This is a genomic window from Paenarthrobacter nitroguajacolicus (assembly GCF_051027655.1).
Lineage (GTDB): Bacteria > Actinomycetota > Actinomycetes > Actinomycetales > Micrococcaceae > Arthrobacter > Arthrobacter nitroguajacolicus.
The window spans coordinates 4266928-4279680 of record NZ_CP073234.1; the positions used below are offsets into that span (position 1 = coordinate 4266928).

The 12753-nt window shown below is 57.7% G+C and carries 8 protein-coding genes and 4 rRNA genes; 2 read left to right on the plus strand and 10 right to left on the minus strand.

From position 1 onward, the window contains the following. Positions 1-415 precede the first annotated feature (415 nt). Positions 416-1936, minus strand: a 16S ribosomal RNA gene (locus KCX59_RS20090). Between the two features lie 426 nt (positions 1937-2362). Beyond that, positions 2363-2665: a hypothetical protein gene (locus tag KCX59_RS20095; RefSeq protein WP_256871309.1), complete on the minus strand. Its 303-nt coding sequence runs from the start codon at positions 2663-2665 to the stop codon at positions 2363-2365. Positions 2666-2950: 285 nt separating this feature from the next. Here KCX59_RS20095 and KCX59_RS20100 point away from each other — a divergent pair, with 285 nt between their 5' ends. Together KCX59_RS20100 and KCX59_RS20105 are read left to right on the plus strand one after the other, a co-directional pair. Beyond that, positions 2951-3214, plus strand: a complete 264-nt coding sequence (locus KCX59_RS20100) for a hypothetical protein (protein ID WP_256871310.1) — start codon at positions 2951-2953, stop codon at positions 3212-3214. 80 nt (positions 3215-3294) lie between these two features. Then, the gene (locus KCX59_RS20105) at positions 3295-3585 is read left to right on the plus strand and encodes a hypothetical protein (RefSeq protein ID WP_256871311.1); all 291 of its coding nucleotides are present in this window, start codon (positions 3295-3297) and stop codon (positions 3583-3585) included. Positions 3586-3875: 290 nt separating this feature from the next. Here KCX59_RS20105 and rrf read toward each other — a convergent pair. The 8 genes from rrf to KCX59_RS20145 form a co-directional block, all read right to left on the minus strand. Then, positions 3876-3992 (minus strand): 5S ribosomal RNA (gene rrf / locus KCX59_RS20110). Between the two features lie 163 nt (positions 3993-4155). Next, positions 4156-7309, minus strand: a 23S ribosomal RNA gene (locus KCX59_RS20115). 570 nt (positions 7310-7879) lie between these two features. After that, positions 7880-9400: ribosomal RNA gene (locus tag KCX59_RS20120) — 16S ribosomal RNA — on the minus strand. Together the 16S, 23S and 5S rRNA genes form the textbook arrangement of a ribosomal RNA operon. A gap of 934 nt (positions 9401-10334) precedes the next feature. Then, entirely contained in the window at positions 10335-10640 is a 306-nt protein-coding gene (rpsN, locus tag KCX59_RS20125) for a 30S ribosomal protein S14 (RefSeq protein ID WP_011776360.1), read from the minus strand. Between the two features lie 4 nt (positions 10641-10644). Continuing rightward, a complete protein-coding gene (rpmG, locus tag KCX59_RS20130; RefSeq protein WP_003798558.1) occupies positions 10645-10812 on the minus strand; it encodes a 50S ribosomal protein L33 in 168 nt (55 codons plus the stop codon). After that, on the minus strand, positions 10812-11048 hold the full coding sequence (gene rpmB, locus KCX59_RS20135; protein WP_011776361.1) for a 50S ribosomal protein L28: 237 nt from the start codon (positions 11046-11048) through the stop codon (positions 10812-10814). The genes rpmG and rpmB overlap by 1 nt, the downstream gene beginning before the upstream one ends. A gap of 402 nt (positions 11049-11450) precedes the next feature. Then, positions 11451-12215: an SGNH/GDSL hydrolase family protein gene (locus KCX59_RS20140; RefSeq protein ID WP_091463440.1), complete on the minus strand. Its 765-nt coding sequence runs from the start codon at positions 12213-12215 to the stop codon at positions 11451-11453. 53 nt (positions 12216-12268) lie between these two features. Further along, positions 12269-12748 carry a MarR family winged helix-turn-helix transcriptional regulator gene (locus KCX59_RS20145; protein WP_091463442.1) on the minus strand — a complete coding sequence of 160 codons (480 nt, stop codon included), beginning with the start codon at positions 12746-12748 and terminating at the stop codon, positions 12269-12271. Between the last annotated feature and the right edge of the window lie 5 nt (positions 12749-12753).

The following is a 12753-nucleotide window of genomic DNA, read 5'->3' on the forward strand; positions in this document are numbered from 1 at the left end:
TAGTTCTCAAACAACAACCCCGTCAACCAGACCACCACCCACCACAACCCACACCAAAGCGGGGCCGTGCACGATGAACAGTGCTACCGGAAGCAGGAACAAAAGAAACACCAGAAGATGCCCCCATGCATTGCTGCAAAAAGGTCCTGTTGCCTCAGGACCCAACAGTGCGCCAAACACAACCCCACACAATCCACGCCCCGACACGTTCCAAACAACACCACACCCACAAGGGGCACAGGTCGCCGTACTGGCACCAGGACACAACCAGTGAAGGCCATGCCAAACAAGTTTGATTCGTTGATATTCCACCCATGAGCACCCACCGCAGAACAGACGCCTGCGCAATGGGCAACACTGACAACCACCACCACACCCATGCAGGCGCAGCAACCAGCTGTTAGCAGCTCCTTAGAAAGGAGGTGATCCAGCCGCACCTTCCGGTACGGCTACCTTGTTACGACTTAGTCCCAATCGCCGGTCCCACCTTCGACGGCTCCCCCCACAAGGGTTAGGCCACCGGCTTCGGGTGTTACCAACTTTCGTGACTTGACGGGCGGTGTGTACAAGGCCCGGGAACGTATTCACCGCAGCGTTGCTGATCTGCGATTACTAGCGACTCCGACTTCATGGGGTCGAGTTGCAGACCCCAATCCGAACTGAGACCGGCTTTTTGGGATTAGCTCCACCTCACAGTATCGCAACCCTTTGTACCGGCCATTGTAGCATGCGTGAAGCCCAAGACATAAGGGGCATGATGATTTGACGTCGTCCCCACCTTCCTCCGAGTTGACCCCGGCAGTCTCCTATGAGTCCCCGCCATAACGCGCTGGCAACATAGAACGAGGGTTGCGCTCGTTGCGGGACTTAACCCAACATCTCACGACACGAGCTGACGACAACCATGCACCACCTGTAAACCGACCGCAAGCGGGGCACCTGTTTCCAGGTCTTTCCGGTTCATGTCAAGCCTTGGTAAGGTTCTTCGCGTTGCATCGAATTAATCCGCATGCTCCGCCGCTTGTGCGGGCCCCCGTCAATTCCTTTGAGTTTTAGCCTTGCGGCCGTACTCCCCAGGCGGGGCACTTAATGCGTTAGCTACGGCGCGGAAAACGTGGAATGTCCCCCACACCTAGTGCCCAACGTTTACGGCATGGACTACCAGGGTATCTAATCCTGTTCGCTCCCCATGCTTTCGCTCCTCAGCGTCAGTTACAGCCCAGAGACCTGCCTTCGCCATCGGTGTTCCTCCTGATATCTGCGCATTTCACCGCTACACCAGGAATTCCAGTCTCCCCTACTGCACTCTAGTCTGCCCGTACCCACTGCAGAACCGGAGTTGAGCCCCGGTCTTTCACAGCAGACGCGACAAACCGCCTACGAGCTCTTTACGCCCAATAATTCCGGATAACGCTTGCGCCCTACGTATTACCGCGGCTGCTGGCACGTAGTTAGCCGGCGCTTCTTCTGCAGGTACCGTCACTTTCGCTTCTTCCCTACTGAAAGAGGTTTACAACCCGAAGGCCGTCATCCCTCACGCGGCGTCGCTGCATCAGGCTTGCGCCCATTGTGCAATATTCCCCACTGCTGCCTCCCGTAGGAGTCTGGGCCGTGTCTCAGTCCCAGTGTGGCCGGTCACCCTCTCAGGCCGGCTACCCGTCGTCGCCTTGGTAGGCCATTACCCCACCAACAAGCTGATAGGCCGCGAGTCCATCCAAAACCACAAAAGCTTTCCACCACCATGACATGCGCCAGATGGTCGTATCCGGTATTAGACCCAGTTTCCCAGGCTTATCCCAGAGTCAAGGGCAGGTTACTCACGTGTTACTCACCCGTTCGCCACTAATCCCCCAGCAAGCTGGGATCATCGTTCGACTTGCATGTGTTAAGCACGCCGCCAGCGTTCATCCTGAGCCAGGATCAAACTCTCCGTTGAAGTAAAACAAAACCAAACAGACACAACCACACCCACCGGAAATAACGGTAGAACGCGGCTGCACAAAATTCGAAACCAGCTGAAAACCAGACCACCACACACGGGGGTGCATAATGATCCAGCCATAATTTCAACCAATTGAAAAACAATCGGTATCAACAAACTTGGCACACTATTGAGTTCTCAAACAACAGACCCCTCAAAACATCACCCACAGCACACCACAAAATCAGCGCACCCAACAGGGCCATTGGAAAAGAAGAGTTATTTTTGGCCGCCTACCGAACCGTACACACCTTCCGGCTTTCCGTTTCGCACCCGGCGACTCAGAAAACAATACACGCCCCACACCCCCAACGCAAATCCACCCCCAACCCCACCCCACACACCCCCAAAACCCCACCAACCGCCGTCGGACGCTGGTTCTTAGCGCTCCATCAACTCGCGCATGGCCGCGACCACCGCCGCCGGATTCTCCTCAGCCATGAAGTGGCCAGTGTTTACCGTCATGTGTGCAAGGTCGGGCACCCACGCACCCCATAGGGAGGCGGCGTCATAGCCCAGCACCCCTCCCCAATCCTGATGCATCAAAGGCATGCACAGGCTGCGTCCAGCGTTCCTATCGGCGAGATCATGCGCGACGTCGATTCCCGCAGAAGCCCGGTAGTCGGCAACGATCGACCACACGGCTTCACGTGTCCAAGCGCCGGCGCAGGGGAACCTTGGCATGCTCGTTACAGTGCGTGATGGGTACGCCTTTCGACTCGATCTCAATGCCGTTGATGCCTGGAGGTTTGGGGTGGTAGTGACCCGAGCAGTTGGAGCAACGCCTAACCAGGCCGAACCACTCTTCTCCACTGCACTCCGCGACTGGCGGGGCGCAGCCTTTCATGAATTCGCCGAGCGGCCACGGGCCCTCCCAAAGGTGAAACGACTTACCGGGCTGCGGCAGGCCGCGTCGAGCGCTTTGCCTCCGCATGTCTGGACTGCGGCCGGCCGGCGGAGGCCGTCGCCATGCACCGCGTGGAACCCCTCGGCTTGGCTTTGACTGCCACCGCCTATTCCAGACGCGGCACGAGGGTTCAGCTGGAAGCCTCGAACGCTGTGTTCGGCAGCTTGGCAGTCGCCGGCATTCTTGAGACAGCTCGCACCCAACGCATAGCGGCCATCCAAGCTGCTGCAGAGCTGAACGATCCCACACTCGCTGCCAGCGTCATCGGCGGCTACGACGTACCCGGGGTTGGCGCCCGGATGAACCAGCTGCTGCCGCCGTCGTGATTGCCGCTGCGGAGGATGCGCTTGCCGCCCAACCCAGGCCTCAACGACCGAAGCCGCGCCCGTCTCCTGGCCACCTAGCCATGGAATCCCGGGGCACCGGCGTTCGCTACCCGGAAGTCAGCGAAGCGGAGGCAATCGCCAGGAGATTAGGGGACGCGCAACTGCTCTGTTTCGCCCTGAGCGCCCGGTTTATGCAGACCTTCACCTCAGCCGGGCTTGCAGCAGATCGCGCCGAAATCGGCCAGGAGCCGATAACAACAGCGTTCGACGCCGATTCGCCCACCTCTGAAATCAACGGGCGGCTGATTCGTATGCAGGCATTGTGCGCCGTGAATGACACCAGCTCAGCCAGCACCAAGCCGATGCGGTAGACCGGCTGGCCCAGCGGCACGAGCGAACTGGGCGAGCCCTCTGTGATCCGCCGGGCGTTGGGTGCCTTGGAACCGGCCAGACAAGAACGGGCTGCCGGAAACGGCGTGGCGGACCTCGGCCGCGTTGATCACTACCTTAGGCCGCTTGAGGTGGCTGCTGTGTCGGCGTGAGTTTGGTGGTTAAAGGGGTGAAGCCTCCGTGGGTGGTGGAGGCTTTTGTTTTGGGGTGGTTGTTAAATGCGGGAGACCCCCCGACCCGTGGTGGGTTGGGGGGTCTCTACCTAATGGTTGTCCGGCGGTGTCCTACTCTCCCACACCCTCCCGGGTGCAGTACCATCGGCGCTGTGGGTCTTAGCTTCCGGGTTCGGAATGGGACCGGGCGTTTCCCCCACGCTATGACCGCCGTAACCTTGTTACCCGTCCCCGGTGTTTTTGCCTGGTGTGGGCTGTTTTTCGGGGTGGGAAATCTGTGGTGGTTACAACTGTGGTGTTGTTATTTAGTTGTTGGTTCCTGGAACAAGCGGGTTGTTGTTCGGGAACCACATAGTGGACGCGTGCAGTGTGTTTTGTGTGGTGTAAGTTGTTGGCCTATTAGTACCGGTCAGCTTCACGAGTCTTTAGTCCTCGCTTCCACATCCGGCCTATCAACCCAGTGGTCTGGCTGGGGGCCTCTCACACATAATGTGTATGGAAATCTCATCTTGAAGCGAGCTTCCCGCTTAGATGCTTTCAGCGGTTATCCCATCCGAACGTAGCTAATCAGCGATGCACTTGGCAGTACAACTGACACACCAGAGGTTCGTCCGTCCCGGTCCTCTCGTACTAAGGACAGCCCTTCTCAAATTTCCTGCGCGCGCAGCGGATAGGGACCGAACTGTCTCACGACGTTCTAAACCCAGCTCGCGTACCGCTTTAATGGGCGAACAGCCCAACCCTTGGGACCTACTCCAGCCCCAGGATGCGACGAGCCGACATCGAGGTGCCAAACCATGCCGTCGATATGGACTCTTGGGCAAGATCAGCCTGTTATCCCCGAGGTACCTTTTATCCGTTGAGCGACGGCCATTCCACAATGTACCGCCGGATCACTAGTCCCGACTTTCGTCCCTGCTTGAGATGTCTCTCTCACAGTCAAGCTCCCTTGTGCACTTACACTCGACACCTGATTGCCAACCAGGCTGAGGGAACCTTTGGGCGCCTCCGTTACTTTTTAGGAGGCAACCGCCCCAGTTAAACTACCCATCAGGCACTGTCCCTGACCCGGATCACGGGCCGAAGTTAGATGTCCAAAGTGACCAGAGTGGTATTTCAACGATGACTCCACCCGAACTGGCGTCCGGGTTTCAACGTCTCCCACCTATCCTACACAAGCCACTCCGAACACCAATACCAAACTATAGTAAAGGTCTCGGGGTCTTTCCGTCCTGCTGCGCGTAACGAGCATCTTTACTCGTACTGCAATTTCGCCGAGTTTATGGTTGAGACAGCGGGGAAGTCGTTACTCCATTCGTGCAGGTCGGAACTTACCCGACAAGGAATTTCGCTACCTTAGGATGGTTATAGTTACCACCGCCGTTTACTGGGGCTTAAATTCTCAGCTTCGCCACAAGTGGCTAACCGGTCCTCTTAACCTTCCAGCACCGGGCAGGAGTCAGTCCGTATACATCGTCTTGCGACTTCGCACGGACCTGTGTTTTTAGTAAACAGTCGCTTCCCCCTGGTCTCTGCGGCCCACACCCGCTCACGGAGAGCAAGTCTCCATCACGGGGCAGGCCCCCCTTCTCCCGAAGTTACGGGGGCATTTTGCCGAGTTCCTTAACCATAATTCTCTCGATCGCCTTGGTATTCTCTACCTGATCACCTGTGTCGGTTTGGGGTACGGGCGGCTAAAACCTCGCGTCGATGCTTTTCTTGGCAGCATAGGATCACCGGATCCCCCCATACGGGGGTCCCATCAGATCTCAGGATCGTGCTCGAAGCACACAGGAACGGATTTGCCTATCCCTGACCCTACATCCTTAGACCGGGGCAACCATCGCCCGGCCCGGCTACCTTCCTGCGTCACACCTGTTAATACGCTTACCTCCCGGGATCAGGTCCCGCGCTCGGCCAAAACCCACAACACCACAAGGGTGAGCGGGCAGGCTCCGGGCGGTTAGTATCCCCCGCTTGGCATGGGCGGTTTTTCGCCGGTACGGGAATATCAACCCGTTGTCCATCGACTACGCCTGTCGGCCTCGCCTTAGGTCCCGACTTACCCAGGGCAGATTAGCTTGACCCTGGAACCCTTGATCATTCGGCGGACGGGTTTCTCACCCGTCTTTCGCTACTCATGCCTGCATTCTCACTCGTGTAGGCTCCACCGCTGGTTTCCACCGCGACTTCACTGCCCACACGACGCTCCCCTACCACTCCACACCCCTGAACCACGAAGGCTAGGGCATTATGTGAAATCCACAACTTCGGCGGTGTACTTGAGCCCCGCTACATTGTCGGCGCGGAATCACTTGACCAGTGAGCTATTACGCACTCTTTCAAGGATGGCTGCTTCTAAGCCAACCTCCTGGTTGTCTTCGCAACTCCACATCCTTTCCCACTTAGCACACGCTTAGGGGCCTTAGTTGGTGGTCTGGGCTGTTTCCCTCTCGACTATGAAGCTTATCCCCCACAGTCTCACTGCTGCGCTCTGACTTACCGGCATTCGGAGTTTGGCTGACGTCAGTAACCTTGTAGGGCCCATCGGCCATCCAGTAGCTCTACCTCCGGCAAGAAACACGCAACGCTGCACCTAAATGCATTTCGGGGAGAACCAGCTATCACGGAGTTTGATTGGCCTTTCACCCCTACCCACAGCTCATCCCCTCCATTTTCAACTGAAGTGGGTTCGGTCCTCCACGACGTCTTACCGTCGCTTCAACCTGGCCATGGGTAGATCACTCCGCTTCGGGTCTAGATCACGCCACTACACTCGCCCTATTCAGACTCGCTTTCGCTACGGCTACCCCACACGGGTTAACCTCGCGACGTAACACTAACTCGCAGGCTCATTCTTCAAAAGGCACGCCGTCACAGTTACTTGTGATTACTCACGACTGCTCCGACGGATTGTAAGCACACGGTTTCAGGTACTGTTTCACTCCCCTCCCGGGGTACTTTTCACCTTTCCCTCACGGTACTGGTCCGCTATCGGTCATTAGGAAGTATTTAGGCTTATCAGGTGGTCCTGACAGATTCGCACGGGATTTCTCGGGCCCCGTGCTACTTGGGATACTCCCCAGGCCGTGCACAACATTACGGTTACGGGGCTCACACCCTCTCTGGCCGGCCTTTCAAGACCGTTCACCTATGCCTGCACCTCACCTCACTGGTCCGGCAGAACCAGAACGGAAAGTCCCACAACCCCGCCCATGCAACGCCCGCCGGCTATCACACATGGAAACGGTTTAGCCTGATCCGCGTTCGCTCGCCACTACTAACGGAATCACTATTGTTTTCTCTTCCTGCGGGTACTGAGATGTTTCACTTCCCCGCGTTCCCCCCACGCACCCTATGTGTTCAGATGCGGGTCACACAATCACCTTGCAGCGTTGTGCGGGGTTTCCCCATTCGGACATCCTGGGATCAACGCTCGGTTATCAACTCCCCCAGGCTTATCGCAGATTCCTACGTCCTTCTTCGGCTCCTAATGCCAAGGCATCCACCGTGTGCCCTTAAAAACTTGACCACACAAGATCAATAAACTTACTCGAGAGAACCACGACCACAAGGGCCAGGTTCATTCATAAGAAATTGCTGTAAGAACACACACACCAACCACCCCACCCAAAAGGGTAAAGACGATCAGCCACGTGCGTGTTCTAGATGCTCGCGTCCACTATGTAGTTCTCAAACAACAACCCCGTCAACCAGACCACCACCCACCACAACCCACACCAAAGCGGGGCCGTGCACGATGAACAGTGCTACCGGAAGCAGGAACAAAAGAAACACCAGAAGATGCCCCCATGCATTGCTGCAAAAAGGTCCTGTTGCCTCAGGACCCAACAGTGCGCCAAACACAACCCCACACAATCCACGCCCCGACGCGTTCCAAACAACACCACACCCACAAGGGGCACAGGTCGCCGTACTGGCACCAGGACACAACCAGTGAAGGCCATGCCAAACAAGTTTGATTCGTTGATATTCCACCCATGAGCACCCACCGCAGAACAGACGCCTGCGCAATGGGCAACACTGACAACCACCACCACACCCATGCAGGCGCAGCAACCAGCTGTTAGCAGCTCCTTAGAAAGGAGGTGATCCAGCCGCACCTTCCGGTACGGCTACCTTGTTACGACTTAGTCCCAATCGCCGGTCCCACCTTCGACGGCTCCCCCCACAAGGGTTAGGCCACCGGCTTCGGGTGTTACCAACTTTCGTGACTTGACGGGCGGTGTGTACAAGGCCCGGGAACGTATTCACCGCAGCGTTGCTGATCTGCGATTACTAGCGACTCCGACTTCATGGGGTCGAGTTGCAGACCCCAATCCGAACTGAGACCGGCTTTTTGGGATTAGCTCCACCTCACAGTATCGCAACCCTTTGTACCGGCCATTGTAGCATGCGTGAAGCCCAAGACATAAGGGGCATGATGATTTGACGTCGTCCCCACCTTCCTCCGAGTTGACCCCGGCAGTCTCCTATGAGTCCCCGCCATAACGCGCTGGCAACATAGAACGAGGGTTGCGCTCGTTGCGGGACTTAACCCAACATCTCACGACACGAGCTGACGACAACCATGCACCACCTGTAAACCGACCGCAAGCGGGGCACCTGTTTCCAGGTCTTTCCGGTTCATGTCAAGCCTTGGTAAGGTTCTTCGCGTTGCATCGAATTAATCCGCATGCTCCGCCGCTTGTGCGGGCCCCCGTCAATTCCTTTGAGTTTTAGCCTTGCGGCCGTACTCCCCAGGCGGGGCACTTAATGCGTTAGCTACGGCGCGGAAAACGTGGAATGTCCCCCACACCTAGTGCCCAACGTTTACGGCATGGACTACCAGGGTATCTAATCCTGTTCGCTCCCCATGCTTTCGCTCCTCAGCGTCAGTTACAGCCCAGAGACCTGCCTTCGCCATCGGTGTTCCTCCTGATATCTGCGCATTTCACCGCTACACCAGGAATTCCAGTCTCCCCTACTGCACTCTAGTCTGCCCGTACCCACTGCAGAACCGGAGTTGAGCCCCGGTCTTTCACAGCAGACGCGACAAACCGCCTACGAGCTCTTTACGCCCAATAATTCCGGATAACGCTTGCGCCCTACGTATTACCGCGGCTGCTGGCACGTAGTTAGCCGGCGCTTCTTCTGCAGGTACCGTCACTTTCGCTTCTTCCCTACTGAAAGAGGTTTACAACCCGAAGGCCGTCATCCCTCACGCGGCGTCGCTGCATCAGGCTTGCGCCCATTGTGCAATATTCCCCACTGCTGCCTCCCGTAGGAGTCTGGGCCGTGTCTCAGTCCCAGTGTGGCCGGTCACCCTCTCAGGCCGGCTACCCGTCGTCGCCTTGGTAGGCCATTACCCCACCAACAAGCTGATAGGCCGCGAGTCCATCCAAAACCACAAAAGCTTTCCACCACCATGACATGCGCCAGATGGTCGTATCCGGTATTAGACCCAGTTTCCCAGGCTTATCCCAGAGTCAAGGGCAGGTTACTCACGTGTTACTCACCCGTTCGCCACTAATCCCCCAGCAAGCTGGGATCATCGTTCGACTTGCATGTGTTAAGCACGCCGCCAGCGTTCATCCTGAGCCAGGATCAAACTCTCCGTTGAAGTAAAACAAAACCAAACAGACACAACCACACCCACCGGAAATAACGGTAGAACGCGGCTGCACAAAATTCGAAACCAGCTGAAAACCAGACCACCACACACGGGGGTGCATAATGATCCAGCCATAATTTCAACCAATTGAAAAACAATCGGTATCAACAAACTTGGCACACTATTGAGTTCTCAAACAACAGACACACCCGGCACCACCAAACCCCACACAAGGGGCCAGGATCGCTCCGGAGCAACTTTTCAAACTTACCCGATCAACCGGATATTCGCAAATCAGCGTTTCCGCGATTTTCGATCCAAGTCCCGGCCCCACCCGGCACAAGGCACACTTAGAAGCGTGCCATTTTCCAGGCTGTTATCAAGGGGGCTGGCCTCCGCAGTTCTCAGCTCCAGGCTGTCTCACTCGCGGCGACTCAGAAGACATTACACGTCCATAAGCTCGGGCACAAATCATCACCAACACCACCCGAAACCCCCACAAACACAGGCCAAAAACCACCATTGCGACCCCAAACCAACCAAAACCAGCCAAAACCAGCCCACGTGAAGCCCGTCACAAGACCCGGCCATCCACCAACCCAACGCAGTGCGCCTAGGCCCACCACCGCCGTCGAACGTTCAACTCAAACCCGAGGGAAATGAGCGAGCGACGGGCCCAAGCCCGAGGGAAGTAAGAGAGCGACGGGCTCAAACCCGAGGGAAGTGAGAGACCGACGGGCTCAAACCCGAGGGAAATGAGCGAGCGACGGGCCCAAGCCCGAGGCAAGTGAGCGAGCGACGGGCTCAAGCCCGAGGGAAGTGAGCGAGCGACGGGCTCAAACCCGAGGGAAGTGAGAGAGCGTCGGAACGGGGCGGGTAAAGACCCTTAACGCAAAAAGGGCCGGCAACCGTAACGGTTGCCGGCCCTTTTAGAGCTTCGTGATTACCAGGAAGACTTGGTGATGCCCGGGAGCTCACCGCGGTGAGCCATGTCGCGGAAGCGAACACGGGAGATACCGAACTTCTGGAGCGTGCCGCGGGGACGGCCGTCGATCTGGTCGCGGTTACGCAGACGGATCGGGGAGGCGTTGCGGGGCAGCTTCTGCAGGCCGAGGCGTGCAGCTTCGCGTGCTTCGTCAGTCGCGTTGGGGTCAACCAGGGTCTTCTTCAGTTCGAGACGCTTGGCAGCGTAACGCTCAACAATGACCTTGCGCTGCTCGTTGCGAGCAATCTTTGACTTCTTTGCCATGTGTTTAGCGCTCCTCTCGGAATTCGACGTGCTGGCGGATCTTGGGGTCGTACTTCTTCAAGACCAGGCGGTCAGGATCGTTACGACGGTTCTTGCGGGTTACGTAGGTGTAACCGGTGCCCGCGGTGGACTTCAGCTTGATGATCGGACGTACGTCCTTGTCCTTTGCCATTAGAGCTTTACTCCTCGTGCCAGGATGTCGGCGACGACTGAGTCGATGCCGCGTACGTCGATTGTCTTGATGCCACGGGCTGACAGGGTCAGCGTGACGTTACGGCGCAGGGACGGAACCCAGTAGCGCTTCTTCTGAATGTTCGGGTCGAACCGACGCTTGTTGCGACGGTGCGAGTGCGAAATGCTGTGTCCAAAGCCCGGCTCGGCTCCGGTCACTTGGCAGTGTGCTGCCATGACTCTCCTCCAAAGATTGAATGTAACGGCGTGCAGATGTTCCTGCGTTGCCGTGCGACAGGCAGCGTCCGCATCCGGGTCCAAACCATTTCGGTAGTTTCCGCAGCAAGTGCGGCGAAGAAGGTTGGCCTCAGGACCGGGCAGTGATAATCACTGGAATAGATCCTGGGATACCGGGCGAATACAGGAATGCACGCAACTTGAGCCCCTAACTACCGGCCACCGGGACGTCAGTAAAACCGACAGTCACCACCAACCGGAGCAATTGCACACGATCCGCACTACCTAGCGCCTAACTATTCTACGGGTCAGGCCAAATTAAGACCAATCCGGCATCATAAGCCCTTGGCGTCCACTGCCGGAACACCGACTCAACCTTGGCGGGTCGCCCGGCAGCCCGGATTACAGCGGCCGGATCAACTCCGGGTATTTCGGGCTCAAACCGTCGCCGGAGGACACTCCACGCACGCGGCGGGCAACCCATGGCGCCGCGGATTCGCGGAACCATCGTGCGTTTGCTTTCAATGCCTCAACGCGGTTCATCAGTCGGACCGGCGCCAGTTCGGGAACCTCGATGACGTGCTCGTGCTCGAGGACATCCAAGACGCGCTTTGCCATGTTGACGTGGCCTGCGGTGGACATGTGCATGCGATCCTCACCCCAGAGCCGCCAGTCGTCGTACTCGTCGAACCGCCAATAGTCCACTAGGAGGGCGCCGTGGTTTTCGGCGATTTCGCGCACCAGTTCGTTGTAGATCGCAGTGCGGCCGCGCATGGCGCTGAAAACCTTCGAGCCCTTCGCATCAAAGCCCGTGAAGAGGACCACTGTGGCTCCCGACGCGCTCAACTTGGCGATACCGGCGTCGTACTCCTCCAAAAGCGAGTCGATATCGATCTTGGGCCGCAAGATGTCGTTCGCCCCCGCATACAACGTCACCAAAGTTGGTTTCATCGCGACGGCTGCATCAACCTGCTCCGCCATGATCTGCCGGAGCTTCCGGCCTCGGATAGCCAAGTTGGCGTAGCCGAAGTCCGGGTTGCTGTAGGCGAGCTGCCCGGCAACGACGTCGGCCCAGCCGCGAACGCCGTTGGGGCGGGCGGGATCGTCGTCTCCAACACCCTCGGTGAACGAGTCCCCCAGGGCAACATAACGGGCAGAAAAATCCATGCCGTCAGTCTGCCACTTCAACGCTTGAGGCCACAAAGCCTGCAGCAGGAGGGCTAGGAATCGCGCAGGATCCAGTGGTTGTTGTCCAAGCGGGCAACGATTTTCTCGCCGATGCGTGCAAGGTCCGAGACATCTTCGGGACTAAGGGAATCGAGCATCAACGTGCGCACTGACTCCACGTGTCCCGGGGCCAAGGACACGATGGTGGACATGCCGGCGTCGGTCAGGTGCGCTACGGTGACACGGGCGTCGCCGGGGTGCGCTTGCCGTTCCACCCATCCGCGTTTCTGCAGCTTGGTAACCACGTGGGAGAGTCGCGACAGCGAGGCACTTGTCCGTGCGGCGAGCTCACTCATGGGAAGGTACCGGCCCTCGGTTTCGGAGAGCATCGCAAGTACGTTGTAGTCGAACAGGGACAGTTTGCCGGCCGACTGAAGCTGGGTGTCCAACGCCGAGGGAAGCAAAGTGTTGATGCTCAGCAGAGCCAGCCAAGCACGGCGTTCGTCGGCATTCAGCCAGCGGGGTTGAGTCATGCCTC

Bases quoted from the DNA above. Each gene is read 5' to 3' on its own strand.
- rpmG (WP_003798558.1), bottom strand. From the start codon at position 10,812: ATGGCAAAGGACAAGGACGTACGTCCGATCATCAAGCTGAAGTCCACC.
- rpsN (WP_011776360.1), bottom strand. From the start codon at position 10,640: ATGGCAAAGAAGTCAAAGATTGCTCGCAACGAGCAGCGCAAGGTCATT.
- KCX59_RS20145 (WP_091463442.1), bottom strand. From the start codon at position 12,748: ATGACTCAACCCCGCTGGCTGAATGCCGACGAACGCCGTGCTTGGCTG.
- KCX59_RS20100 (WP_256871310.1), top strand. From the start codon at position 2,951: ATGCACCGCGTGGAACCCCTCGGCTTGGCTTTGACTGCCACCGCCTAT.
- KCX59_RS20095 (WP_256871309.1), bottom strand. From the start codon at position 2,665: ATGCCAAGGTTCCCCTGCGCCGGCGCTTGGACACGTGAAGCCGTGTGG.
- rpmB (WP_011776361.1), bottom strand. From the start codon at position 11,048: ATGGCAGCACACTGCCAAGTGACCGGAGCCGAGCCGGGCTTTGGACAC.
- KCX59_RS20140 (WP_091463440.1), bottom strand. From the start codon at position 12,215: ATGGATTTTTCTGCCCGTTATGTTGCCCTGGGGGACTCGTTCACCGAG.
- KCX59_RS20105 (WP_256871311.1), top strand. From the start codon at position 3,295: ATGGAATCCCGGGGCACCGGCGTTCGCTACCCGGAAGTCAGCGAAGCG.